The organism is Streptomyces sp. NPDC002138, assembly GCF_040296485.1.
Classification (GTDB): domain Bacteria; phylum Actinomycetota; class Actinomycetes; order Streptomycetales; family Streptomycetaceae; genus Streptomyces.
In genome coordinates, this window is sequence record NZ_JBEOXE010000003.1 from 1 (window position 1) to 23,560 (window position 23,560).

The 23,560-nt window shown below is 74.7% G+C and carries 22 protein-coding genes; 13 read left to right on the top strand and 9 right to left on the bottom strand.

The window, feature by feature from the left end; genetic code table 11:
- The first annotated feature begins 188 nt into the window (after positions 1-188).
- The 4 genes from ABT084_RS02160 to ABT084_RS02175 all read left to right on the top strand — a co-directional run bounded on the left by ABT084_RS02160 (position 189) and on the right by ABT084_RS02175 (position 4,253).
- Entirely contained in the window at positions 189-1,265 is a 1,077-nt protein-coding gene (locus ABT084_RS02160; RefSeq protein WP_351037742.1) for a neocarzinostatin apoprotein domain-containing protein, read from the top strand.
- Between the two features lie 155 nt (positions 1,266-1,420).
- Positions 1,421-3,037, top strand: a complete 1,617-nt coding sequence (locus tag ABT084_RS02165) for an alpha/beta hydrolase (protein WP_351037743.1) — start codon at positions 1,421-1,423, stop codon at positions 3,035-3,037.
- A 206-nt stretch (positions 3,038-3,243) separates the two neighbouring features.
- Positions 3,244-3,981, top strand: a complete 738-nt coding sequence (locus tag ABT084_RS02170) for a GmrSD restriction endonuclease domain-containing protein (RefSeq protein ID WP_351037744.1) — start codon at positions 3,244-3,246, stop codon at positions 3,979-3,981.
- Positions 3,978-4,253 (top strand): hypothetical protein, encoded by a 276-nt coding sequence (locus ABT084_RS02175; protein WP_351037745.1) that lies wholly within the window; start codon positions 3,978-3,980, stop codon positions 4,251-4,253. The genes ABT084_RS02170 and ABT084_RS02175 overlap by 4 nt, the downstream gene beginning before the upstream one ends.
- 42 nt (positions 4,254-4,295) lie before the next feature.
- Here the strand turns inward: ABT084_RS02175 and ABT084_RS02180 are convergent, their stop codons facing one another.
- Positions 4,296-4,832 carry a DoxX family protein gene (locus tag ABT084_RS02180; protein ID WP_351037746.1) on the bottom strand — a complete coding sequence of 179 codons (537 nt, stop codon included), beginning with the start codon at positions 4,830-4,832 and terminating at the stop codon, positions 4,296-4,298.
- A 153-nt stretch (positions 4,833-4,985) separates the two neighbouring features.
- Here ABT084_RS02180 and ABT084_RS02185 point away from each other — a divergent pair, with 153 nt between their 5' ends.
- Complete coding sequence (locus ABT084_RS02185) at positions 4,986-5,429, top strand: VOC family protein (protein WP_351037747.1); 444 nt, start codon at positions 4,986-4,988, stop codon at positions 5,427-5,429.
- A gap of 23 nt (positions 5,430-5,452) precedes the next feature.
- Here ABT084_RS02185 and ABT084_RS02190 read toward each other — a convergent pair whose 3' ends face one another.
- The gene (locus ABT084_RS02190) at positions 5,453-7,339 is read right to left on the bottom strand and encodes a glycoside hydrolase family 15 protein (protein ID WP_351037748.1); all 1,887 of its coding nucleotides are present in this window, start codon (positions 7,337-7,339) and stop codon (positions 5,453-5,455) included.
- A 244-nt stretch (positions 7,340-7,583) separates the two neighbouring features.
- Here ABT084_RS02190 and ABT084_RS02195 point away from each other — a divergent pair, with 244 nt between their 5' ends.
- Together ABT084_RS02195 and ABT084_RS02200 are read left to right on the top strand one after the other, a co-directional pair.
- Positions 7,584-8,219: a TetR/AcrR family transcriptional regulator gene (locus ABT084_RS02195; RefSeq protein ID WP_351037749.1), complete on the top strand. Its 636-nt coding sequence runs from the start codon at positions 7,584-7,586 to the stop codon at positions 8,217-8,219.
- The gene (locus ABT084_RS02200) at positions 8,216-9,445 is read left to right on the top strand and encodes a GDSL-type esterase/lipase family protein (RefSeq protein WP_351037750.1); all 1,230 of its coding nucleotides are present in this window, start codon (positions 8,216-8,218) and stop codon (positions 9,443-9,445) included. Before ABT084_RS02195 ends, ABT084_RS02200 begins: the two co-directional genes overlap by 4 nt.
- 10 nt (positions 9,446-9,455) lie before the next feature.
- Here ABT084_RS02200 and ABT084_RS02205 read toward each other — a convergent pair whose 3' ends face one another.
- From ABT084_RS02205 to ABT084_RS02215, 3 genes are all read right to left on the bottom strand, one after another.
- Positions 9,456-10,340, bottom strand: a complete 885-nt coding sequence (locus tag ABT084_RS02205) for an aminoglycoside phosphotransferase family protein (protein WP_351037937.1) — start codon at positions 10,338-10,340, stop codon at positions 9,456-9,458.
- Between the two features lie 104 nt (positions 10,341-10,444).
- The gene (locus ABT084_RS02210; RefSeq protein WP_351037938.1) at positions 10,445-11,176 is read right to left on the bottom strand and encodes an ABC transporter permease; all 732 of its coding nucleotides are present in this window, start codon (positions 11,174-11,176) and stop codon (positions 10,445-10,447) included.
- A 92-nt stretch (positions 11,177-11,268) separates the two neighbouring features.
- Positions 11,269-12,219, bottom strand: coding sequence for an ATP-binding cassette domain-containing protein (locus ABT084_RS02215; RefSeq protein WP_502968822.1), 951 nt, complete (start codon positions 12,217-12,219; stop codon positions 11,269-11,271).
- Between the two features lie 143 nt (positions 12,220-12,362).
- Between ABT084_RS02215 and ABT084_RS02220 the strand changes: the two genes are divergently transcribed.
- Positions 12,363-13,142 (top strand): TetR/AcrR family transcriptional regulator, encoded by a 780-nt coding sequence (locus tag ABT084_RS02220; protein ID WP_351037751.1) that lies wholly within the window; start codon positions 12,363-12,365, stop codon positions 13,140-13,142.
- Positions 13,143-13,377: 235 nt separating this feature from the next.
- The gene (locus ABT084_RS02225; protein ID WP_351037752.1) at positions 13,378-14,079 is read left to right on the top strand and encodes a DUF3152 domain-containing protein; all 702 of its coding nucleotides are present in this window, start codon (positions 13,378-13,380) and stop codon (positions 14,077-14,079) included.
- Positions 14,080-14,128: 49 nt separating this feature from the next.
- On the opposite strand, the gene ABT084_RS02230 is transcribed toward ABT084_RS02225, so the two are convergent.
- Complete coding sequence (locus tag ABT084_RS02230; protein WP_351037753.1) at positions 14,129-14,626, bottom strand: hypothetical protein; 498 nt, start codon at positions 14,624-14,626, stop codon at positions 14,129-14,131.
- 336 nt (positions 14,627-14,962) lie between these two features.
- Between ABT084_RS02230 and ABT084_RS02235 the strand changes: the two genes are divergently transcribed.
- Together ABT084_RS02235 and ABT084_RS02240 are read left to right on the top strand one after the other, a co-directional pair.
- Positions 14,963-15,427 (top strand): BP74-related protein, encoded by a 465-nt coding sequence (locus ABT084_RS02235; protein WP_351037754.1) that lies wholly within the window; start codon positions 14,963-14,965, stop codon positions 15,425-15,427.
- 216 nt (positions 15,428-15,643) lie between these two features.
- Positions 15,644-17,575, top strand: a complete 1,932-nt coding sequence (locus ABT084_RS02240) for an AfsR/SARP family transcriptional regulator (RefSeq protein ID WP_351037755.1) — start codon at positions 15,644-15,646, stop codon at positions 17,573-17,575.
- Here the strand turns inward: ABT084_RS02240 and ABT084_RS02245 are convergent.
- Positions 17,548-18,231 (bottom strand): helix-turn-helix transcriptional regulator, encoded by a 684-nt coding sequence (locus ABT084_RS02245; RefSeq protein WP_351037756.1) that lies wholly within the window; start codon positions 18,229-18,231, stop codon positions 17,548-17,550. The two genes, ABT084_RS02240 and ABT084_RS02245, sit on opposite strands and share 28 nt — an antisense overlap.
- Before the next feature lie 247 nt (positions 18,232-18,478).
- Between ABT084_RS02245 and ABT084_RS02250 the strand changes: the two genes are divergently transcribed.
- The gene (locus ABT084_RS02250; RefSeq protein ID WP_351037757.1) at positions 18,479-21,310 is read left to right on the top strand and encodes an AfsR/SARP family transcriptional regulator; all 2,832 of its coding nucleotides are present in this window, start codon (positions 18,479-18,481) and stop codon (positions 21,308-21,310) included.
- Between the two features lie 177 nt (positions 21,311-21,487).
- Positions 21,488-22,264 carry a class I SAM-dependent methyltransferase gene (locus ABT084_RS02255; RefSeq protein WP_351037940.1) on the top strand — a complete coding sequence of 259 codons (777 nt, stop codon included), beginning with the start codon at positions 21,488-21,490 and terminating at the stop codon, positions 22,262-22,264.
- Between the two features lie 38 nt (positions 22,265-22,302).
- Here the strand turns inward: ABT084_RS02255 and ABT084_RS02260 are convergent, their stop codons facing one another.
- Together ABT084_RS02260 and ABT084_RS02265 are read right to left on the bottom strand one after the other, a co-directional pair.
- Positions 22,303-23,193 (bottom strand): hypothetical protein, encoded by an 891-nt coding sequence (locus ABT084_RS02260; protein ID WP_351037758.1) that lies wholly within the window; start codon positions 23,191-23,193, stop codon positions 22,303-22,305.
- Positions 23,190-23,528 carry a PadR family transcriptional regulator gene (locus ABT084_RS02265; RefSeq protein ID WP_351037759.1) on the bottom strand — a complete coding sequence of 113 codons (339 nt, stop codon included), beginning with the start codon at positions 23,526-23,528 and terminating at the stop codon, positions 23,190-23,192. The genes ABT084_RS02260 and ABT084_RS02265 overlap by 4 nt, the downstream gene beginning before the upstream one ends.
- Between the last annotated feature and the right edge of the window lie 32 nt (positions 23,529-23,560).

Consider the following 23,560-nt stretch of genomic DNA (forward strand, 5'->3'; position numbering starts at 1 on the left):
GCCGGTACCAGGCAGGCGCCGTGGCGCCACGCCAGCCACATCTCCTCGCAGGAGGCGTCGAAGGCCACCGACAGCCCGGCGAGCACCCGGTCCCCTCGGCGGCGCGGGCCGCTCCCGCGGCGGGGCCCGCGTCCGCAGGGGCCGCGTGCCGTGCGGACACCGCCGGGCGGGGCGGGTCCGGTGTGCCGGTGCCGGGCACGCTGGTGTCGGTGGACCGCCGGGACGGCCGGACAGCCCAGTTCCAGCTGTTCCGCGATGCCACGGCGGCCGGCGGCCCCGCCTCGGTCCGGCACCGGGAGCAGGTCGCGCCGGACGGTGCGTACGGGCGCTGGGAGCCGGTGGGCGCGGTGGCCGCGGACGCCACGGGTGGCCGTTTGGCGGTGACGCAGAACGCGGCGGGCGGCCTGGAACTGCTGTTCTCCGCCGCCGGCTCGCGCTGCCGCACGGTCCAGGACGCGGGCGCCGGTGGCTGGAGCCCGGCGACCGCCGTCGGACCCGCGCCGCCCGCCGCCGAGGGCGGGATCCGGCCACGTTCCGCCCCGGCCCCGCGGACCGGCACGGCCGGCGGCCCGCGGCTCACGGTGCGCGACACCACCGGGCTGCTGGACGGCGACATCGTCACCTTCGGGATCAAGGACGGCCCGCCCAAGGCGTACGTCTGGGTCAAACAGTGCGGGCCCTCGGCGTCCGCGACCACCTGCGACGACGCCACCGGCCGCCAGTTCCGCGTGTACCCGGACGGCACCTACCAGCTCTCGCCGAAGAAGCTGTACGCCCTGCTCGACACCCCGGCCGGGACGGTCGACTGCCGGACCGCGCCGGCCGGGAACCCGTGTTCCCTCGCCCTCACCGACAACGACGGAGCCCTACTGACCACCGTCCCGCTGCGCTTCCGCCCGGGCGGCCCCGAGGAGGACCGGCCCACCCTGCGCGTGGACCCGGACGAGGGCCTGACGGAGGGGCAGACCGTGCACGTCACGGGCAAGGGCTACGAACCGCAGTACCACTCCCTCGTCATGGAGTGCGCGACCGGCTCCGCCGACACCCTCGGCTGCCGCCCCCGCGCCAGGCCCCCGGCCACCACCGACAAGGGCCGCCTCGACGAGAGCGTCACCCTCTCGGAGACCTTCACCGGCATCGACGGACGCGCCGTCGACTGCCGCGTCAGGAAGGCCTGCGAGCTGGTGGTCTTCGGCACCCGCGTCCGCGGCCCGGAAGCGCTCCGCCACCCCCTGGCCTTCGCTCCGTCCGCGGCCGCACCCTGAGCCGTGGCTTCCGGATCTTGCCCGTCCTGACCCCTTTCCCGGCCGCGCCACGGATGCGAACCTGTGCGTGCCGCTCAGCCGAGCGAGGGTGGCGCACACGTTCCCCCCGACCGTGTGCGCCGCCCTGACGATGTGTCAGACAAGGGGTTCACCGCATGCGCAACAGAACGGCCGCCCACCGGCGTAGACGAGTGGTGTGGGGGATGCCCCTCGTCCTGATCGCCGTCACGGCACTCCTCGGCGCCACGCCCGGGGCCGCCACGGCGACGGCCCTCGCCGCCCCGCCCGTCCCCGCCCTGTCCTGGGCCCCCTGCGCGGACGGCACACCGGGGGACGGTTTCGAGTGCGCGACCGCCCAGGTCCCGCTCGACTACCGCGAGCCCACCGGCCGTACGATCCCGCTGGCGGTCACCCGGCGGCTCGCCGCCGACCGCGCGCACCGCACCGGCGTCCTGGTGCTGCACCCGGGCGGACCCGGCAACTCCGGGGTGGACTTCGCCCGTAACAGCTACGACGCGCTGCCCGCCGCCCTGCGCGACGGTTTCGACGTCGTCGGGTACGACATGCGCGGCGTGAAGCGCAGCGGCCAGGTGGAGTGCTGGAACGACAAGGAGTACTCCGCCGCCGTCGACGCCGCGCGCGGCGTGCCCGGGCCGGGAGCGCTGCAGGTCGCCGTCCGGCAGGGCCAGGAGTTCGCCAACGCCTGCAAGGAACGCTCCGGTGACCTCGTGCCGTTCATCGGCACCGCCTCGAACGCCAAGGACCTCGACCTGCTCCGCCAGGCCCTCGGCGAGGAGACGCTCACCTTCTACGGCCGCTCCTTCGGCAGCTACGTCGGCACCGTCTACGCCGCCCAGTTCCCGCGGCGCGTGCGCGCCATGGTGCTGGACGGCGCCTACGACCCGCGGCACTACTCCGACGTGCCGTACGCCTACGACGCCGGGCAGTACATAGCCCTGGACGCGGCGGTCGGCCGGTTCCTCGACTGGTGCGCGCAGAACGCCACCGCCTGCGGATTCGGTGACGGCAAGCCCCGCCAGGCCTTCGAGGAGCTCAAGCGGTCGCTGGACGCCGACCCGGTCATCACCGCCGGCGGGCGCCCGGCCACCGGCTACACCCTCGCCTACCGGCTGATGTTCAACATCAACTCGGGCAAGGAGATATGGCCCGAGCTGGGACAGGCCCTGCGGACGGCCCAGGCGCACCAGACCACCTGGCTGCTGAACCCGCCCTCACCCGCCTCGTTCGACTTCCTCAACGTCAACATGGCCGTCGAGTGCGCCGACCGCGTCTACCCGACGAGCCGCCTGCTCCTGGGCGCGGTGGTCAGCGCCGAGGCCGCCTCGGCGCCGCTGCTGGGACCCCCCATCGGCCTGGGGCCGCCGACCTACGACCACAACCACGCGCCCACCTGCGCCCAGTGGCCCGCCGAGCGCCCGAGCCGTTTCGAGGGCTCCTACCGGGCGGCCGGCTCCGCGCCGATCCTGGTCCTCGGCACGACCGGGGACCCGGACACCCCGTACCAGGACGCCGTGGCCCTCGCCGGGACCCTGGACAACGGACGGCTGCTGACCTTCGCCGGTGAGGGGCACACCGGTTACAACCGGAGCCAGTGCGTCAGCGCCCTGGTGAACGCCTACCTCGCCGACCTGACCCTGCCCGCGCGGGGCACGGTCTGCGCGGACGAGCCGCCGCCGCCCTCCTCCCTCGCCCGACGCGCCCCGGTCACCGGGGTCGACGAGACGCGCGATGTGATCCCCACCTTGCGCTGAACGGACGCTCGGCGTCCTCGCGGGGCCGTGGCCGGACACCGGCCGCGGCCCCGCAGGCGTGTGACGGCTGCCATGTGACGTGTCGTGTGACATGTCCTGTGCCCGCTGCCCGTCGGCCGCGTGCGCGCCGTCCTCTTGAGAGGTACCGGGACTGGGTAGGGTGAACCGGACAACGGTTCGGCGCGGTTCTGGGTGGGGCAGGGGATATGGGACGTCAGATGCGGGTGCCCGGCGGGATCCTGGCGGTCTCGGTCTCCATACTCCTCACCGTGGCCGGGTGTTCCCAGCCCGCCGCCGACCGCGGCGCGGGCGACGGCAAGCCCTCGGCATCGGCATCGAAGCCCAAGAAGGGCACCGGGGCCGACGACGGCAAGCCGGCCAGCGGGGACGTCCTGCCGGGCATGGTCACCGTACAAGTGGCGCGCACGCAGCTGGCCGGGCTCCAGGTCGCGCCCGTGGGCTCGATGTCCGGGTACTCCCGGGACAAGTTCACCCACTGGATCGACCAGGGCAACAAGTGCGACACGCGGGAGACCGTCATCAAGCGCGACGGCAAGGACGTCACGCAGAACGCGGACTGCAAGGCCGTCTCCGGCACCTGGCGCAGCCTCTACGACGGCGCCACCATCAGCGACGCGGGCAAGCTGGACATCGACCACATGGTGCCCCTCGCCGCGGCCTGGCGCTCCGGCGCGGCGGCCTGGGACTCGCAGCGCCGCAAGGAGTTCGCCAACGACCTCGTCCGGCCGCAGCTGATCGCGGTGAGCGCGTCCTCCAACCGCTCCAAGGGAGACCAGACCCCCGACAGCTGGCAGCCCACCGACAAGAGCGCCTGGTGCCAGTACGGGCGGGCCTGGACCACCGTCAAGTCGACGTACGGGCTGACGGTGACCGAGCCCGAGAAGCGGATGCTCACGACGATGCTGGACACATGCGCCTCATGACAGCTGACGAACAGTGGGTGGACCAGGCCGTCGCGGGACCCGGGGGAGCGATGACCGACGAGGTCGGAGTCATCACCGGAGACCTGACCCTGCGCACCACCGCCCGGGCGGGCGGACGGGCGCTGGTCGAGATCCAGTACACCGGCGCGGAGGAGTGGTACCGGCTCACCGCCGGCCCGCACCGGCTCGCGGGCTCCCCGCACGCACAGCACCTCGCGGCCCTCGCCGAGGTCCGCGCCGGATACCGGGTCCAGGAGCAGCACGGCGGCTGACCGGTGGCCCCGCCCCGGCCCTCCGGTCCCGGAGGGGAAGCCTCACGCCGCGGCGTCGGGCTCCCCGGCCCGCTCGGCCAGCGCGGCGTTCCGGCGGGTCACCACGACCGTCGCCGCCGCCGCGCTCAGGGCGAAGGCCAGGACCACGATCGCCGGCCGGTCCAGCTTGTGCCCGCTGAGGTGGTCGAGCGAGTAACGCCCCGGCCCGGTGAGCCCGAGCGACGCGGCCACGAATCCGAGGAACGCCGGGTGCTCGAACCCGCCGCCCTGCGCGAAGAACCCGGCGGGCGCGTGGACGGAGACGGCCCCCGCCATCGCCCCCGCGGCAGCGGCCCCGGCCGCCGGGGTCGCCAGACCGAGCGCGAGCAGCGCGCCGCCACCGGCTTCGCCGAGCCCCGCCGCGATCGCGCTCGGCCGCCCCGGGGTGAACCCCATGTGCTCCATCGCCTGCGCGGTGCCCTCGATCCCGCCACCGCCGAACCAGCCGAAGAGCTTCTGCGAGCCGTGCGCGATGAGTACGGCGCCCGCTCCGAGGCGCAGGGCGAGCAGTCCGAGATCCTTGCGGACGGTGAAATTCATGGCGCTGGGCCTTTCCCGGGGAAATGAGGGAGTGGAGCAGTGGCGGAGTCCATGCCCAGCCTCACGCGCCCCGGGCGCCGCCGCACGCGGTGCGCCCCCACCGGGGGAGCCGGGCCGCGGATACCGTCGGTACCGCTGGGCATACGCGGGGTCATGACTGTCGCGAAGACGAGCGTTCTCGTACTGGACTGCGCCGAGCCGGAGGCTCTCGCGCTGTTCTACGCCAATCTGCTGGGCGCCGAGATCCGCCCCGGCGCGGGCCCCGACATGATCGAGGTGGTGGGCGGGGCCGGAGTCCACCTGGCCGTCTGCCTGGACCGGGGGTACGCCCCGCCGAGCTGGCCCCGTCCGGAGGATTCCCAGCAGGCGCACCTGCGGATCCTGGTCGCCGCCGAGGACCTGGACGAGGCCGAACGCGAGGCCGTCTCGCTCGGCGCGCGTCCGGTGTCGACCGACGCCGAGGCCGGTCCCCGCGAGGCCCGGGTCCTCAGCGACCCCGCCGGACACTCCTTCACCCTCGCCGCCACCGGCCCCCGGACCCCCGGCGAGGAGCTGCTCGGGGGCTCCCCGGCCCGGCTGACCGGGACGGCCGGGTGAGCCCCCGGCACGGCAGGCCGCTCCTACCGCGCGGGCGGCCCGGTCGGTGGCGTCGGCGCGGGTGAGCCGTCGAGGGCCAGGGCGGTGAGGAGCACCAGGGAGTCGGTCCAGCCGAGGGGCGCCACCGAGGAGGGCGTCCCGCGGCCGTTGACGGTCTCGGGGAGCTCGCCGAGGCCGTTCCGCTTCGACAGGACCCAGTCCAGCACGCGGTCCGCCTTCGCGCGTTCGCCCGTACCGGCCCACGCCAGGGCGAGGAACGTGGTGCTGGGCGTCCACGCGTACGCCCCCCAGCTGAAGTCCGGATCGTTGCCCGGGGCGAGTCCGCCATTGGGCAGCAGCAGCGCGTCGTAGGTGGAGTCGAGGGCCGGGGGCAGGTCCGCGGGGGCGGTGTTGAAGGGCGGGGCCATGAACGCGGCGGCGCTGTCGCGGCCGTGGAGTCCGTCGCTCGTGCGCGGGTACCCGCCGGGCGCGAAGTGGGTCGCGATGCCGTCGGAGAGGCGCTGGGCGGCGGCCGCCCAGCGCGCCGCGTCGCCGGTGCGGCCGGAGGCGCGGGCGAGTTCGGCGGCGGCGTTGAGGCCCGAGAGCAGGGGGGCGGCCGTACCGATGTTCGTGGTGTCCGTCGGCAGTTCCCAGTAGTCGGGGCTCGCGGGCGGCAGACCGTCCGCGTCGAGGGATTCCGCCGCGTAGTCGGCGGCCTTGCGGACCATCGGGTAAAGCGCCGCCAGCCGCGCGGCCCTGTCCTTCGCGGGCGCGGCCCGGTACCACTGCCAGGTGGCCCAGGGCACCCAGCCGTTGCCGTCGAGCTGCCAGGGCCGCGCGTCGGGCGGCCCGGCGCCGTCGAGCGTGGTGCGCGCCTCCCAGGTGCCGTCCGGACGCTGGGTCGCCTGGTCGTGGCGGAGCATCAGGTACGCCTCGGCGTCGTGGCCCGTGGCGGCGAAGGCGGCGGCGGCGAAACTGCCGTCCCGGGGCCAGGAGTTCTCCCAGGCCGGGGACCAGGCGGCGGCGAAGGCCCCGTTGGGGCGCAGCAGGGCGCGCATGGACAGGAGCGCGCGCCGGGACACCGCCCGCCGTTCGGGCGTCGTTCCCGGTACCTTTCCGGCGGCCAGCCAGGCGCGGCTCTCGGTGATCTGCCGCAGTGCGCCGGGGTCGTCCGCCCCGGTCACCACCGACGCCGACGCTCCGGCCGGCAGGTAGCGCCAGCGACCCGAGGGCAGGCGCAGGACGTTGCTGCCGTCGACGTAGGCGGCGCCCACCGCGAGCGACGGCGGCACGGCCTCCGTCACCTCCCGGTTGGAGAGCAGCCCGGCCGTACGGGCGGAGAGCGCCGAGGCGGGGACGTAACAGGGGTCCGTCTCCCCGCAGCGGTCGCCGCCGACGGGGTTGATGTGGAAGGCGAGGCGGGCCGCGTCGGGGTGCCAGCCGCCCCAGTGGGGCCGGTCGTAGTTCCAGCTGACGGGTGCCTGCGGATCCGCGTGCCGCGTCCCGTACCAGGCGATGGCCTTGCTCTCGCTCGTCGTGGCCTGCACGAACAGGTAGTACGGGTTCCCCGCCCGCAGCGGTGCGTCGAGCGGGACCTCGATCCAGCCCGCTCCCGCCCCGCCGAGGGCGGCCAGGTCCAGCGTGCGGGTGGCGAGCGCGGACGCCGCGTCGTCCCGCTCGCCGCGCACCTGAACGGTCACCGTGCCCGTCGAGGCCGCGCTGTTCAGGAAGAAACCCACCCGGGTGAGCCGGGAGGAGGCGGCGGTGAACTCCTGCGCCGCCGCGTTGTCCGGGGCCTTGACGCTGAACAGGGCCACGTCGTGCCGGGCCTGGTCCGCCCGTGGGGCGGCGGCGGTGCCGTCGGGAGCCGTACCGGGAACGCTCAACAGGGCTGTGGCCAGGACGGCGGACAGCGTGATGGACGGGGCCATGAGCCTCCCTCGTTCGGTGACGTGCCGTCACCACCGCGGTGCCCCGAGGGGACCGAGGACGCACGTCATGCGCGGATAACGAGGGACGGCACGCCGCGTTCCTCGCCCCGCGCATGATCGACCCGAAGGGGCCAATACCGGCGGACGCGGTCCGGGCGGGCGAGGCGGCGGCCGACTGGCATAGGGATTTGGCTAAAGCCTTTAGGTAGATTCATAATGGGTTCAGGCTGATGGAGGGAAAGGCATGGCACGCGCGGGACTGACGACGGCACGCCTGGTCCGGGCAGGGGCGGAGATGGCCGACGAGATCGGCTTCGAGCGGGTGACCGTCTCGGCGCTCGCCCGGCACTTCGACGTCAAGGTCGCGAGTCTGTACTCGCACGTGCGCAACTCCCAGGACCTCAAGACCGGGATCGCCCTGCTCGCGCTGGAGGAACTCGCCGACGCGGTCGCCGCGGCGCTGGCCGGACGGGCGGGCAAGGACGCGCTGGCCGCCTTCGCGAACGTCTACCGCGACTACGCCAGGCAGCACCCCGGCCGCTACGCCGCGGCGCAGTTCCCCCTCACCCCGGGGGCGGCCGCCGCGAGCGCGGGCGGCCGGCACGCGCGAATGACCCGCGCGATCCTGCGCGGCTACGACCTGACGGAGCCCGACCAGACGCACGCGGTCCGGCTGTTGGGCAGCGTCTTCCATGGTTACGTCACCCTGGAGCTGTCCGGGGGCTTCAGCCACAGCGCTCCCGACTCCCAGGAGACCTGGGCGTGGATCCTCGACCGGCTCGACGCCCTCCTGCGCACCTGGACCCTCCCGCCGCACAGTGGTGGCACACCGACGCATCCGAACGATGCGGCCCCCTCGACCGACAGGCTGACACCATGAACGCCGACCCCGGGCACGCCGATTCCGCGAACGACGGCTCCGACAGCACCGCGCACCGCTGGATCACCACAGCGGTCACCGCGGACCTGCTGCGCGGCGCACTCGACCTGGAGTACACGGAACACGGCGTCCTGCCGCACCGGTTGCCCGCGCGGGCCCGCGCCCAGAACGTCGACGGACAGCTCGCCATGGCCGAGTCCCAGCCCTCCGGCGTCCGGCTGGTCTTCCGTACCCGGGCCACCGCCCTCGAGCTGGACACCCTGCCCACCAAACGGGTCTATGTCGGCGCGCCCCCGCGCCCGGAGGGCGTGTACGACCTGCTGGTCGACGGCCGCCTGGCCGGGCAGGCCCGTGCCGACGGCGGCAACACCCTGACCATCGACCTCGCGACGGGCAGCGTCGAGCAGCGGCCCGGCCCGGTCGGCACGCTCCGCTTCACCGGCCTGTCCGGCGAGGCCAAGGACGTGGAGATCTGGCTGCCGCACAACGAGACCACCGAACTCGTGGCGCTGCGCACCAACGCGCCCGTCGAGCCCGCACCGGACCGCGGCCGCAAGGCGTGGCTGCACCACGGGAGTTCGATCAGCCACGGCTCCGATGCCGCGAGCCCCAGCACCACCTGGCCCGCGCTGGCCGCCGCCCTCGGCGGGGTGGAGCTGACCAACCTGGGTCTGGGCGGCAGCGCCCTGCTCGACCCGTTCACCGCACGCGCCCTGCGCGACACCCCCGCGGACTTCATCAGCCTCAAGATCGGCATCAATCTGGTCAACACCGACCTGATGCGGCTGCGCGCCTTCACCCCCGCGGTCCACGGCTTCCTCGACACCATCCGCGACGGTCACCCCGATACGCCGCTGCTGGTCGTCTCCCCCCTCCTGTGCCCCATCCACGAGGACACCCCCGGCCCCTGCGCCCCGGACTTCGCCGCCTTCCGAGCCGGTCGCATGCGGTTCGTGGCCACGGGCGATCCCGCGGAGCGCGCGCACGGCAAGCTGACCCTGGGCGTCATCCGGGACGAGCTGGCCCGGATCGTGGAGCAGCGGGCGGCCGAGGACCCGCACCTGTACTACCTCGACGGCCGCGAGCTCTACGGCGAGGCCGACCACGCCGAACTGCCGCTGCCCGACGGGCTGCACCCGGACGCCGCGACCCACCGCCGCATCGGGGAGCGCTTCGCCGAGCGGGTCTTCGCGCCGAAGGGCCCCTTCGCGGAGGCGACCGGCTGAGACCGCCGGCTCAGTCCCGCCCCAGGACCGCCCGGATCACGTGCCGCGCGTTGCGGGCCATCGCGGGGTTCGTCCGCCGGTAGTACGGCAGCGCGATGAGCGCCTGCGACAGCGTGCGCGCCCGGCCGCGGCGCCAGGTCGCGTCGTCGACGCCGAGGGCCTCGCGGAAGACCTCCCGCGCGGCGCCCGGCAGCAGGTTCCACGCCGGGAACAGGTCGCAGGCCGGATCGCCCGCCCCCGCGCACCCGAAGTCGATCACCGCGCTCAGCCTGCCGCCGCGCACCAGCAGGTTGCCCGGCATCAGATCGGCGTGGAGCCAGACCGGGCTCCCGTCCCAGGCCGGGGCTGCCAGGGCGTCCTCCCACACGGCGGTCACCGCGTCGCAGTCGACGCCTTCCTCCGGGATCCCGCGCAGCTCCTCGATCGCCTTGCGGGTCTCCGCGTCGAGCGTGGCGAGGGGCCCGCCGCGGTGGGCCGTCGGCGCCCCCGGCAGCGTGACGGCCCGCATCGCCGTCACGAAGGCCGCCAGGTCCCGGGCCAGTCCGGCGGGCTCGACCAGCGCCCCCGCCTCGGGGTTCTCCCCGGGCAGCCACCCGTACACCGACCACGGCCACGGATATCCCCCGGCGGGCTCCCCGGCCCCGAGCACCTCGGGGACGGCCGTGGGCAGCAGGGGTGCCAGGCGCGGCAGCCACTCCTGTTCCAGCGTCACGTCCCCGGCCCCGCCCGCCACCAGCGGCAGGCGTACGACCATGGCGTCCCCCAGCCGGTACATGGCGTTGACCGTGCCGCCGGACGGGAACCGCCGCACCGGCAGCCCCGCCCAGCGCGGGAACCGCCCGGCCACCAGCCGCCGCACGAGACCGTCGTCGAAGGGGTGGCTGCCGGGATGCATCTGCGCTGTGCTCGTCTGCTCTGTGCTCGTCTGCCCTGTGCTCATGGGTGCCATCCGAACCCCGCGGCCCACGGGGCGTCAAACGGGTTTCGCCCGGGCCCGGTTCAGGCGGTCCGGCGGCGGAACAGGAGCGCCGTCAGGGCGAGGGAGACCAGGGTGATCCCCGCGCACCAGGCCAGGGCGATCCAGGGCCTCGTACCCGGGTCGTGCCCCAGCAGCAGCGCCCGCAGCGACTCGATGACCGGGGTCAGGGGCTGGTGGTGGGCGAATCCCCGCAGCCAGGGCTCCATGGTGTCGATGGGGACGAAGGCGCTGGACGGGTAGGGCAGGAACATCATCAGGAAGGTGAAACCGCCGGCGGCCTCGGGGGTGCGGGCGAGCAGGCCGAGCGCCGCCGCGAGCCAGGAGATCGCGGTGATGTAGGCGGTCAGCAGACCCGCGGCGGCGAGGAGCGCGAGGGGCCGCGCGTCGGGGCGGAACCCGATGGCGAGGGAGACGGCCAGCACCAGGACCGTCGAGAGCAGGTTGCGGAGCACCGAAGCCGTGACGTGGCCCGTGAGGAGGGGCACGCCCCCGATGTCGCGGGCGCGGAACCGGTCGATGATGCCGCCCCGCATGTCGTCGGCGACGCTGACCGCGGTCGAGGCCGCGCCGAAGCCCGCGCACAGCAGCATCGCGCCCGGCACCACGTAGGTCACGTACGCCGTGCCGTCACCGGTGTCGATGGCGCCGCCGAAGAAGTAGACGAAGATCAGCATCAGCATCACCGGCAGCATCAGCGCGGTGATCAGCACGTCCGGGCTGCGCCGGCTGATGCGCAGGCTCCGCCCGGCCATCGTGAGGGCCGCCGTGAGGGCGGCCGGTGCGGGCGGCGGGGCGAGTGCGGCAGGTGGGGTCCGCGTCGGGGCGGTCGTGGTGGCCGTACTGGTCATCGGCGGGCTCCCGTCAGGGCGAAGAAGACGTCGTCGAGGTCGGCGCCGCGCACCGAGAAGCGGTCCACGGCGGTGCGGTCGGGGTCGAGGGAGTCGAGGAGGGCGCGCACGTCGGCGGCGCTGCCGTCGGTGGGGATGCCGAGGGTGAGGTCGTCCGGGGCGTGGTGGACGGCCCGGTGGGCGAGCCGGTCGTACGCGGCGCGCGAGGCGAGGACGAGGTCGAGGCGGTGGCCCGCGACCCGGGACTTCAGCTCCGCGGCGCTGCCCTCCGCGGCCACGCGCCCGCCATCGAGGAGCACGATGCGGTCGGCGAGGCGGTCGGCCTCCTCCAGGTACTGGGTGGTGAGCAGGACGGTGGCGCCGTCGGCGCGCAGTTCCCGTACGACGTCCCAGAGTTCGGCCCGGCTGCGCGGGTCCAGACCGGTGGTCGGCTCGTCGAGGAAGATCACCTCGGGCCGCGCGACCAGGCTCGCCGCGATGTCGAGCCGGCGGAGCATGCCCCCGGAGTAGGTCTTCGCGGTGCGGTCGGCGGCCTCGGCCAGGCCGAAGCGGTCGAGGAGTTCAGCGGCCCGGGCGCGGGCCTCGCGGGCACGGAGCCCGGCCAGCCGGCCCGTCATGCGCAGGGTCTCGGCCCCGGTCTGGAGCCCGTCCACGGCCGCGAACTGGCCGGTGAGACTGATGCGTCGGCGTACGAGGCCCCGCTCGGCGGCGATGTCACACCCGGCCACCCGGGCGGTGCCCGCATCGGGCGTGGTGAGCGTGGCCAGGATCCGGACGGCGGTGGTCTTGCCCGCGCCGTTGGGGCCCAGCAGGGCGAGGACGCTGCCGCGGGGGACGGCCAGGTCGAGGCCGTCGAGGACGCGGGTGGCTCCGTAGGACTTGGTGAGGGCGGTGGCCTCGATGCCCAGATCGCCGCTGGTCGCGGCGGGGTTCGGGGCACGGCCCACCTCATGGGTCACGGCACGGTTCACGGCACGGTTCACGGGGTCGATCCCTTCTGCGTATGGGATACGCGCTACTGTGTAAGTAATACACAGAACTAGGATGGAGGTCAACGGATCACGAGGCGCACGGCATCGAGGGGATGGGCATGGAGACAGGACCGGATGAGCCGGAAGAACCGGAGACCGGGCTTCCGGCGAGTCTGGAAACGGCCTGGGGCCTGCGCGAACGTCCCACCAAGGGACCGCGCCCCGCCCTCACGCTGGACCGGATCGTCGACGCCGCGATCCACCTCGCCGCGACCGAGGGCGTCGAGGCCGTCTCGATGGGGCGGGTGGCCAAGCAGCTCGGCTCCTCGGCCATGTCCCTGTACCGGTACGTCACCGCCAAGGACGAACTGTTCATCCTGATGGCGGAAGCGGGCGTGGGCACCCCGCCGCCCGCCACCGTCGACCCGGCCGCCGACTGGCGCGGGGCGATCACGGAATGGGCGTACCAGCAGCGGGCGCGGCTCCAGGAGAAGACCTGGATCCTGCGGATCCCGATCACCGGGCCGCCGGCCACCCCGAACCAGGTCGCCTGGATGGAGCGCGGTCTGGTCTCCCTCGCCCACAGCGGGCTGAGCGAAGGGGAGAAGCTGTCGACGCTGATGCTGATCGGCGGCCTCGTGCGCAACGAGACGACGCTCATGGCCAACATCGTGGACGCCATGATCAAGACCGGTGTCACGCCCGACCGGATGCTGGCCCGCTACACCAACACCCTGACCCTGCTGACCGACCCCGACCGCCACCCGGCGGTGACCCGGCTCCTCGCGTCCGGGGTCATCGGGCACGCCGACGCGCCCGACGCGGAGTTCGCCTTCGGTCTCGGGCGGATCCTGGACGGCCTGGAGGCGCTGATCGAGGGGCGGGCCGCGGCGGGCTGACCGTCTCCGGGCTGACCTTCGCCGGGAGGGGAGCGATCGTCCGGCCCACCGGCCGTGACGGGCCGCGGAGTGTCATGTTCCGTTCGCTGATACGTGGTTGGTACACAACCGTGCGGTTCTCGAACGGTTATTCCGCGGTGACGGATGGGTCCGTCTCCGAGACTGCTGGAAGGGCGCACCGGCCGGCGGAATCCCCCGCCGCGACCAGCGACCCGGAAAGGCAGGGATCCCCACCGTGCAAGCGCGGCGCGCTCGGCGTCCGGTCATCGCCGCCTCCCTCCTGGGGCTGGCGCTCACCGGAGGCCTCGTCCTCTCCCATGGGACCGGGAGCGGTGCGAACCCCTCCGGGGACGCGTCCGGCGGCCCCGCCGTGCCCGCCGCCGGGCCCGGCACCTTCACCACGGCGCAGGCCTCCGGCGCCGTCATCGGAACCGCCGGTCCGCTGCGCCGCTACAAGGTCGAGGTGGAGAACGGCATCGACCTGTCGGCCGAGCGGGCGGCCTCGGAGATCCAGGCGATCCTCAACGACCCGCGGAGCTGGGCCGCGCACGGTCAGGGCCGCTTCCAGCCGGTCACCGACAACGCCGACGTCACGATCAAGATCGCCACCCCGAAGACCACCGACCGCCTCTGCGCCTCGGTCGGCAGCACCCGCGGCGAGCTGAACTGCGAGGTCACCGGGGGAATCGTGGTCAACCTGAAGCGCTGGGTGCGGGGTTCCCCGCAGTACGACGGCCCGGCCACCGAGTACCGGCACCTCATCATCAACCACGAGACAGGCCACATGATCGGCTACCGGACGCACATGGGCTGCCCGGGGCCCGGCCGGCCGGCGCCCGTGATGATGCAGCAGATCAAGGGCCTGGACGGCTGCATGTCCAACGCCTGGCCCTACACCGCGCAGGGCACCTTCCTCACGGGCCCCGCCGCGCCGTGACGCGGAGGACCCGCGGGACGGCGCGGTGCGCGGTGTCCGGGCCCTCGGGTCAGGAGGGTACGCAGACCTCCTTGCCCTTGAGCGTGCCCTGGCCGACGACCTCGATCAGCGGGTACACGCAACCGGCCGCGAGGTAGGTGTTCCAGGTCTCGGTCCCCGTGTCGGTCCCCGGGACCAGCGGGCCGTGCACGTTCCTGCTGAAGTTGGCGCCGCCGCCCGTGGTGTTCTGCCAGCCGAGCCGGACGTGGACGGCGGATCCGGCCCGCTTCCAGTAGCCGACGCCGATGACGCCCTGCGCGCCGACCCGGCCGTTGACGTCGATGCACAGGGTGCCGTTGCCGAGGTCCGTGCAGCGCTGGACGTACGCCTTCACGGAGCCGGGGGCGGCCTGTGCGGTCCGGGCGGCCTGTGCGGTCTGCGCGGACGCCGTGGCCGCCGTGGCCCCCGTGGTCGCCGCCAGGAGCAGAGCGCCCGCCGCGACCACCGTGCAGGCCTTCGCGAACGTACGGACGGGTCCCCTGTTGGTGCCGGTGGTGCCGATGCGCATGACGATTCCCTTTCGCTGGAGGAGTGGTCCGAGCCTGGAGCACCCCGCCGCGGGAAGTCGAGGACGCGGCCGTCTCCTCCCGCGGCCCGGTTCGGGAAACCCCTGGGAAACGCTCGGCGCGTCCGGACTCCCCGTCGGACGCCGGGCGTTCATCGCATTGCACGGCCAACCGCCCCGAGGGGCACGCTTTTGAAGGTCATGGGAGTCTTTGGGGCAACCTTGGGAGTCCGCTGGGGCACACATGGGGGACAACCGGCCAATTCATGAGATTCCCGATTACGTTCGCTGCAGAGCGGGTCGCAGACAGCGCCCCGCCCGACACTGGAGGTTCCAGGCATGCGACGTACCCTCACCAAGGCCGGCACCCTCGCCGCCGTCTCGATGTGCACCCTGGCGCTCGCCGTGCCCGCCGCCCAGGCGGCGCAGCAGGACGGCACGGCCGCGGCCACCGCCGCCTCCTCGACGGCGTACTTCGAGTTCACCGACGGCAGGAACACCTTCGTCTTCAAGCTGAACGACACCGCCAAGATCAAGCAGGCGCGCGACATACTCAGCGGCGTGGACAAGGAGAACCGCAGCGTGATGGGCCGCGTCGTCAAGGCGCCCGCCTCGTACAACCAGCCCTGGAAGTACACCCTCGCCCCGGAGTCGGTGAAGTTCTTCAGCATGGCCGTGGAGGTCTGTGACGCGAGCATCTCCTACGTCAACGACCACCTGAGCGAGGTCGGCGGAGCGCTCCTGCCCGGCTCGACCTGGTGTCCCTGGAGCTCCAAGCTGACGCGTGAGGTCACCGCGCCGTAAGGCACCGGTGCGGGCGCCGCGCGCGCCCGACGCCCCTCCGGCCGCCGCGTCCCCCCGGCGGCCGGAGGCGGCGCCCGGTCGCTGGCGGCGCCCGGTCCGGACCGTACGCGAAGTAACGTGTCTCCCACCGGTGTCCGGCGGACGGGGAGGTGCGTGGCGGAGCGGGAACGCGTGGCCACGGCCGCGGAGGGAATGTGCTTCCGGATGCTCGGGCCGATGACCGCCCGGACGGCCGACGGGGCCTCGCTGGGCCTGGGCCCGAAGCAGCAACGGGCCCTCCTCGCCGTCCTGCTGCTGCGCACCGGCAGGACCGCGACCGTCGCCGAGCTGTGCGACGCGCTCTGGGGGCAGCGCGTACCGCCGCGCGCGGTGGGCACCCTGCGGACGTACGCGTCCCGGCTGCGCGCGCTCTTCGAACCGGACCGTCCGGCCCGGGCGCCCGCCCGGCTCCTGGTGTACGCCGCCGGCGGGTACGCGCTGCGGCTGTCCCGGCCCGTGGTGGACGTCGCCGAGTTCGAACGCGGGCTGGCCGACGCCGCCCGGCTGCGCGCCGCCGGAGCCGTCCGCGAGGCGCACCGGGTCCGCGCGCGGGCCCTCGCGCTCTGGGCGGGCAGCCCGCTGGCCGGTCTGCCCGGCCCCCACGCGGAGGAGCAGCGCGACCGGCTCACCGGGTTGTGGCTGGCCGCCCGCGAGGACCACTTCCACGACGCGCTGGAGCTGGCGCCGGACCGCGACCCGGCGGCCGTCCCGGCCCTGCGGGCCTTCGCGGCCGAACACCCGCTGCGCGAGCGGGCCCACGAGCTGCTCATGCGGGCCCTGCACCGCAGCGGCCGGTCCGGCGAGGCGCTGGCCGTGTACGAGAGCGCCCGCGAGACGCTCGGCCTGGAACTCGGGGTCACCCCGGGACCGGAACTGGCCGCCCTGCACGGCGCGGTACGGCTGAGGACCGGCCGCGCGGCGAGCGTCAGGCGTCGCCCCGGCCCGGCGACGGATCCGGCGGCCGAGCCAGGGGCCGCGCCGGCGGCGGGCGAGCCGGGGTCCGACCCGGCGTCCGCGGCACCGTGCGGCCCGGTGCCGCCGTCACCACCGTCAGGGGCCCGGCCCGGTCCCGTCCGCGCGTCCGCGGGCGGATCGCGCCGCCCCGGCGCCGGACCCCCGCCCGCCGCCCCGCTCGCCCGGGCGCCGCTCTTCGTCGGCCGGACCGCGGAGAGCGCCCTCCTGGTCGAGCTGTTCTCCGGCGCCGCGAGCGGTGTCCCCGTCGCGGTGCTCACCGGCATGCCGGGCATCGGCAAGACGGCGCTCGCCGCCCGGGTCGCGGGCCGGGTGCGCGCGCTCTTCCCCGACGGGGTGCTGCGGGCCGACCTCGGCTCCGGATGCGCCGCCCCGCTCGGCGCCCTCGTCCGCGCCCTGGGGGCGTCCGGCGCGGCCGTGCCGGACGGCATCGAGGCCAGGGCGGCCCTGTACCGCTCGCTGCTGGCCGGGCGGCGCGTCCTCGTCCTGCTCGACGACGCCCGGGACACCGCGGAGCTGCTGCCGCTGCTGCCCGGGACGCCGGGGTGCGCCGCCCTGGTGACCGCTGCCGTGCGGGGGCTCGTCGTCCCCGGAGCGCGGCTGATCGACGTACCGGAATGGGACGAGGCGCCCGCGCGGGAACTGCTGGGGGCGCTCGCCGGTGCGCGGCGGATCCGTCAGGATCCCGCCGGACTGCGCGAACTCCTCGACCGGTGCGGCGGGTTGCCGCTCGCGCTGGAGCTGGCCGGGCGGCGGCTGCGACGCGAACCGGGTCTGTCCCCGGGGCTCCTGGCGGCGCGGAGCGGGAGCGGACCGCTCGCGCGGCTGCGGGCGGACGGCCGGGCGGTCGAGGACGGCTTCCACCGCCGCGCCGCGGGGCTGTCGGCCGCCGCGGTCCACGCCCTGCGGGCGACGGCGGCGGCTCCGGCGGGGGCGCCGGACGGGTTCAGCGCCGTCGAGGCGGCCGCGCTGCTCGCCACCTCCGAGGCCGAAGCGGCCCGCCCCTTGGAGGAACTCGTCGATTCCTGTCTGCTGGGGGCGGGGCCCGCGGGCCGTTACCGACTCCACCCGCTGGTGAGGGAGTTCGCGCTGCGGCCGGGCGGGACCCGTCAGATGTACCCCTCGCGCAGGGCGTAGGCCACCGCGTGCGCACGGTTGTTGAGCTGGAGCCGGGACATCAGGCCGTGCAGGATGTTCTTCACGGTCCGCTCGGAATAGGCCAGCTTCTCGGAGATCGTGCGGGTGTCCAATCCGTCGGCCAGGAGGCGCAGTACGTCCGTCTCGCGCGGAGCCAGACCGAACGGCGGCACGGCGCCCGTGCCCGCGCAGGCCGCCGACGCCTCCGAACGCCGCAGCCGGTTCATCTGACCCAGCACCCGGCCGATCAGGTCCGGCGGCAGTACGCATTCGCCCCGCGCGCTCTGCCGGATGGCCTCGAACAGCCGCTCCTCGGTGGTCTGATGGCGCCAGAGGATGGCGCGCACGCCGTACTCCACCACCGCGAGCAGCTCCGGTTCGCGCAGCTCGCGGGCGATGAGGACCACGGGCCGCTCGCCGCCGCGCAGCAGCTCGCGCAGCTCGGCCGCCGACGGTTCGTCGATCCGGTCGACGGCCATCACCGCCACGGCCGCGGCCGCGGCCACGGTCGCGGCCGCGGGGCCGGCCGCCCCCGGCGGTGACGAGGGCACCACCTCCACGGTGGGTTGATGCTGCAGATGACGGACGATGCCGGCCCGGCTGAGCGGATCGGCGGCATGGATCGTCACGGCGATGCGGTCGGTCGGAACCGGCACGTGTCTTTCCCTCCCCCTGGGGTCACGCGGGTCCCGTGGTCTGCGGGCCCGCCGGGACCAGGGTGACCCAGGGGGATCAACAGCCCGTCGACGATCGATGGGTGACCGTGGCGAACCGCCCGGCCACCGCCCGTTGTTCCGTGCGGTGCGCACCGTTCCTCCCGTTCCGCGCCCTCTTGGTAGAGTTCTGGCTGGGTGTCACGTGCACGCATATTTCCCCGCGGGCACGGAAGTGGGAAGAAGAGTCATGAGCGCCGCGCGTCCTGAACCGTACTTCTCCCTGCTCGGACCCGTTCAGGCGTACCGGGGTGACGCCCCGCTCCCGCTGGGCCCGCCCCAGCAGCGCGCCCTGCTCGCCATGCTCCTGTGCCGACGCGACGCCGTGGTGGGCCTGGACGAGCTGATCGCCGGCCTGTGGGACGGGGAGCCGCCGCACGCGGCCGTCGGCACGGTCAGGTCGTACGTGTACCGACTCCGGCGCACCCTGGGCCGCGGCCTCGTCACCCAGGGCCGGGGCTACGCCCTGCACCTCGGCCACGACGCCCTGGACCTGGCCCGCTTCGAGGAACTCGTCGCCCGGGCCCGGGTGTCGGCCGCCGCCGGTGACGCGTTAGCGGCGCGGGACCTGCTGGCGCGGGGGCTCGGCATGTGGCGGGGCACCGCCCTGGCCGGGCTGCCCGGACCGCAGGCCCGCATCCAGCGCGAGAGCCTGGCCGAACTGCGCCTCTCGGCCCTGACGGAGCGGATCGAACTCGACGTCTCGCTGGGACGCCACGCCCACCTCGTCGCCGAACTGACCGGCCTCGCGCTGGAACACCCCCTCAACGACCGGTTGCGCGCCCTGCGCGACACCGTCCTGGAGCGCAGCGGCCGCGGCGGCGAGGTACGGCCGGCGGCGCCCGCGCTCCCCGCCCCTGCCTCCGCCACCGGCCCGCACCCCGCTCCGCGGTTGCCCGTCCCCGCCCAACTGCCTTACGTACCGGGCGATTTCACCGGGCGGGCCGATGAGGTGCGAGCCCTGACCGGCGCGCTGACGCCCACCGCGCCCGGGACGGTGGTCATCGCCGCCGTCGGCGGGATCGGCGGAGTCGGCAAGACCACCCTCGCCGTCCACGCGGCCCAGCGGCTGCGGGAGCACTTCGCGGACGGCCAGCTGTACGCGAACCTGCGCGGCGTGCGGGAGGACCCGGCCGAGCCCGACGCCGTACTCGCGGCGTTCCTGCGCGCGCTCGGGGTGGCGGGCCCTTCGCTCCCCGACGAGCCGGAGGAACGCGCCGCCCTCTACCGGACCCGGCTCGCGGGCAAACGGATCCTGCTCGTCCTGGACGACGTACGCGACGCGGCGCAGCTCGCGCCGCTGCTTCCCGGATCGCCGGGCTGCGCCGTCCTGGTCACCAGCCGCAGCACCCTGCCCGAACTGCCGGCCACCCTGCGCCTGCGCCTCGACGTACTGGCCGACGGGGAAGCGCTCGCACTGCTCGGCCGGATCGTGGGGGAGGAGCGGATCGCGGCCGAACCCGCCGCGGCCACGGCCCTCGTCGAGCGGTGCGGCGGCCTGCCGCTGGCGCTGCGCATCGCCGGGTCGCGGCTGGCGACCCGGCCCGCCTGGGGGCTGGCGGACTTCCTCCGGCTCCTCGACGGCGGTCACCCGGCCCCCGCCCCGCCCGGCGGCCCCGGCGGGGGCGGCGCCGAGGACAGCGTGGAAGCCTGCTTCCGGCTCAGTTACGACCTGCTCACCCGGGCCGAGGCGCGGCTGTTCCGGCTGCTCGCGGTGCCCCGCGCCCAGACGGTGCACCTCGCCGCGGCGGCGGCGCTGGCCGGGCTCGCGCTCCCGGAGGCGGAGCGGCACCTGGAACGGCTGACGGCGCTCGGACTCCTGGAGTCCCCGGCGCCCTTCACCTACCGCTTCCACGACCTGCTCAAGGAGTTCGCCGCCGCGCGGTCCCGGGAGTACGACGCGCCCTGGCGGCGGGCGAGGGCCCTGCTGCGGCTGGTCGACCACATCCTCGCCCGGGCCCGGTACGCGTACGCGGCCGAGCGCCCGGGCCATCCCGTCGTGGGCCTGCTGACCCCCACGGTGGCGGACGGGGTGCCCATCGCGGCGCAGGACAGCGGCGGGCACCCCGTCGCCCCGTACATCGAGGCGGTGCTGGCGGTGGCCGTGCAGACGCTGGAGGCGAGCCCCTTCGCGGTCGGGCTGATCGCCGACATGGTCCTCGCGCTCGACCCGCCGCTCGACGGCTCGTTCCTGTGGGCCGCCCTCATCGACCCCGCCCGCCGCATCCTGCGCGCCGCCGAGGAGCAGGCGCACCGCGGGGCGGCGGGGCGCATCGGCTGCATGCTGGGGGCCGCCCTCACCCGGCTGGGCCGGCTGGACGAGGCGCAGGCCGTGCTCGAGGACGCGGAGCGGGCGGCGCGGGACGCGGGTGACGAGGTGGTGCGTACCGACATCCTGACCTGCCGGGCGGTGGTCCGGCAGGCGCGCGCCGACTGGAGCGGGGCCGACGCCCTCTACCGGGAGGCGATCGCCCTGGGCACGGCCTGCGGCAGCACGTGGGGCACGACCAGCGCCCGCTCGAACAGCGTGAGCACGCTCCTGAACCTGCACCTGTTCGAGGAGGCGGCCGAGGCCTGCCGGCTCAGCCTGACCGCCGCCCGCGACCACGCGGACCGCCACGGCGAGGCCCACGCGCTCTACAGCCTGGGGATCGTGGCCCGGCACGCCGGACGCTCCCGGGAGGCGGTCGCCCGGCACCGGGAGAGCGCCGAACTGGCCCTGCGCGGAGGCTATCCGGCCCTCCAGGTGATGAACCTGATCTCGGAGACCGCCGCCCAGCTGGCCGCGGAGCTGCCCCGGGACGCCGTGGAGTGCGGCGAACGCGCGCTGGCCGCGGCCGAGCGGCTGGGCTGGCGGGCGGCGCGGGCGCGGGCCCTGCGCCTGCTGGGCACCGCCCTGGCCGCGGCCGGGGACCCCGAAGGGGCCGCGGCCCGGCTGGAGGAGGCCGTCGACCAGCTCGGAGAGCTCGGCCTGCCCGAGGTGGCGACGGCCTCGGCAGCCCTGGCCGCGCTCCGTTCCTGAGCCGCGCGCCCCTGTTCCCGCCCTCCGTCCCACGCCCCCGCTCACACGCCACATGGACCTGCGACATGCATATGTCGTTCACCGGCATATAGTGATCGCATGAATCCCGTTCGGGCGGCGGGCCGCCGCGTCCGCCTGCCCGGACATCGGCGTATGACGGAGATGGAGCAGACGGACATGGCCAGCAAGAAGAACCTCGTCGCCAACCGGGAGTCACTCGCCCACAAGGTCCGGTACGCCGCGAGCCGCCCGGACCGCATCGCCCCGTACCTCAAGCGGGCCGCCCGGGACCGCTGGCTGGCCTTCAGGCACCCCGACCACGTGGGCTACTACCGTGCGGTGATGGCTTCGGACACCCGGCGCAATCCCGAGGCGGCCGTGGGCAGCCAGACGCACGAGCGGTGGCTCGCGCTGGGCCGGATGCAGTACGACTACCTGCTGCGGCACGGCCTGCGGCCGGGGGCCAGGATGCTGGACATAGGCTGCGGCAACCTGCGCGCGGGCTGGCGCTTCATCGACTACCTGGAGCCGGGCCACTACTACGGCATCGACATCTCGCCCGACATCCTGATCGCGGCGAAGGAAACCCTGACCGAGCGCGGGCTCCAGGCCAAGGTTCCGCACCTGACCATCACCGGGAACCTGACGCTGGACTTCCTGCCCGACGCCCACTTCGACGTCGTGCACGCGCACAGCGTGTTCTCGCACTCGCCGCTCGAGGTCATCGACGAGTGCCTCGCCCACGTGGGCCGGGTGCTCGCGCCGGGCGGCCACTTCGACTTCACCTTCGACCGCACCACGGGCGCCGAACACCAGGTGCTGCGCGAGGACTTCTACTACCGCACCGAGACCCTGACCGGCCTGGCCGCCCGGCACGGACTGTCGGCCCGGTTCATGGAGGACTGGGAGGAGCTGGGCCACGGCCAGTCCAAGATCCGGGTCAGCGCGGGCTGAGCCGGACCCCGGGCCCCGGACGCGGCCCCGGCCGGGTCTCAGGTGGGGGTGGGCGTCCCGGAGTCCCGGCTCCGCCACAGCCGCAGGGCGAGGGCCGCGCCCGCGAGCAGGACCAGGGCCGTGGGAATCGTGTCCCCGTCCAGTACGCCGCCGAAGAACCCGGTGATCATGAAGGGCAGCGCCGCGGTGGCGAGCTGACCGGCCGTCCTGATCCCGGACAGCGCCGACCGCCCCGCCAGGGCCAGCGAGGCGATCACCGGAACGCCGTACCGCCAGTGCAGGAAGAGGCCGACCCCCTTCGCGTCCAGCAGGGCGAAGAGGACGACCGACAGCGGGGCCCACAGGGCCAGCGCCACGACCCCCGGGGTGCTGAGGATCCGGCGCGACGGCCGCAGGTCCGGCGGGCACAGCAGCGCGAAGACGGCGGGCGCCATCGGCAGCAGCAGGAAGGCCGGGAGCTGCCAGGGCATCGGCAGCTCGGCCGGCAGCAGGACCACCAGCACGGCGACGGCGTTGGCGGCCATGCCCGCCAGGGCCCACAGGGCGCCCGAGGGGCGCCCGCGCAGGGCGACGGCCGCCCCCACCAGCGCCACGGCGTAGGCCCCGCTCGTGGCGAAACTGAGCGGGACGAGGAAGTCGGGATCGCCGCTGACCTGCCAGTCGGAGATCGTCGAGACCAGGTTGAAGGCGGCGTACGAGGCGGTGGCGGCCAGGGCGAAGGGCGCCACGGGGGCGAAGAGCCGCCCGCCCCGCTGCGCGGAGCCGAGCCCCAGGCGCAGCCGGAACGCGTGCGCCGCGATGTCGCAGCCCTCCCGGAAACGGGTCAGCCGGCCCGCCCCCCGGGTCGCCTCGTGGTACGCCTCCGCTATCTCGTCACCGAATTCGCGGCGGAACCGCGCGGGATAGAGCCGCAGCAGCGGAAGGCTCACGCGGTGGCCTCTTCGCCGACGACCCCCAGGCGGCGGGTCGCCTCGCGGGCCGTGGCCGCGATCCGCCGCGCCTCGGCGCCGAGGCTCTCCCGTCCGGCGGGGGTGAGCGTGTACGTACGACGCAGCCGGCTGTCCACGATCTCTTCCTCGTGCACCTCGATCAGGCCCTGCCCCAGGAGGCGCTCCAGGGCGCCGTACAGCGTGCCGGTGCGCAGCTTGACCCGGCCGCCCGAGATCTTCTCCACCTCACGCGCGATCGCGTAGCCGTGGCGGGGCTCGTCCGCGAGCGCGGTCAGGAGGAGCAGGGTGGGTTCCTGCATCGCACGATCACTCATCCCCGCATCGTAAGTCACCCACCGGCATATAT

What these genes read in the sequence shown, in the direction of transcription:
- ABT084_RS02235 (WP_351037754.1), top strand. Translation starts at nt 14,963, where the DNA reads ATGCGACGTACCCTCACCAAGGCCGGCACCCTCGCCGCCGTCTCGATG.
- ABT084_RS02265 (WP_351037759.1), bottom strand. Translation starts at nt 23,528, where the DNA reads ATGAGTGATCGTGCGATGCAGGAACCCACCCTGCTCCTCCTGACCGCG.
- ABT084_RS02195 (WP_351037749.1), top strand. Translation starts at nt 7,584, where the DNA reads ATGGCACGCGCGGGACTGACGACGGCACGCCTGGTCCGGGCAGGGGCG.
- ABT084_RS02165 (WP_351037743.1), top strand. Translation starts at nt 1,421, where the DNA reads ATGCGCAACAGAACGGCCGCCCACCGGCGTAGACGAGTGGTGTGGGGG.
- ABT084_RS02240 (WP_351037755.1), top strand. Translation starts at nt 15,644, where the DNA reads ATGACCGCCCGGACGGCCGACGGGGCCTCGCTGGGCCTGGGCCCGAAG.
- ABT084_RS02190 (WP_351037748.1), bottom strand. Translation starts at nt 7,339, where the DNA reads ATGGCCCCGTCCATCACGCTGTCCGCCGTCCTGGCCACAGCCCTGTTG.
- ABT084_RS02255 (WP_351037940.1), top strand. Translation starts at nt 21,488, where the DNA reads ATGGCCAGCAAGAAGAACCTCGTCGCCAACCGGGAGTCACTCGCCCAC.
- ABT084_RS02175 (WP_351037745.1), top strand. Translation starts at nt 3,978, where the DNA reads ATGACAGCTGACGAACAGTGGGTGGACCAGGCCGTCGCGGGACCCGGG.
- ABT084_RS02230 (WP_351037753.1), bottom strand. Translation starts at nt 14,626, where the DNA reads ATGCGCATCGGCACCACCGGCACCAACAGGGGACCCGTCCGTACGTTC.
- ABT084_RS02170 (WP_351037744.1), top strand. Translation starts at nt 3,244, where the DNA reads ATGGGACGTCAGATGCGGGTGCCCGGCGGGATCCTGGCGGTCTCGGTC.
- ABT084_RS02185 (WP_351037747.1), top strand. Translation starts at nt 4,986, where the DNA reads ATGACTGTCGCGAAGACGAGCGTTCTCGTACTGGACTGCGCCGAGCCG.
- ABT084_RS02205 (WP_351037937.1), bottom strand. Translation starts at nt 10,340, where the DNA reads ATGCATCCCGGCAGCCACCCCTTCGACGACGGTCTCGTGCGGCGGCTG.
- ABT084_RS02180 (WP_351037746.1), bottom strand. Translation starts at nt 4,832, where the DNA reads ATGAATTTCACCGTCCGCAAGGATCTCGGACTGCTCGCCCTGCGCCTC.
- ABT084_RS02250 (WP_351037757.1), top strand. Translation starts at nt 18,479, where the DNA reads ATGAGCGCCGCGCGTCCTGAACCGTACTTCTCCCTGCTCGGACCCGTT.
- ABT084_RS02210 (WP_351037938.1), bottom strand. Translation starts at nt 11,176, where the DNA reads ATGGCCGGGCGGAGCCTGCGCATCAGCCGGCGCAGCCCGGACGTGCTG.
- ABT084_RS02200 (WP_351037750.1), top strand. Translation starts at nt 8,216, where the DNA reads ATGAACGCCGACCCCGGGCACGCCGATTCCGCGAACGACGGCTCCGAC.
- ABT084_RS02220 (WP_351037751.1), top strand. Translation starts at nt 12,363, where the DNA reads ATGGAGACAGGACCGGATGAGCCGGAAGAACCGGAGACCGGGCTTCCG.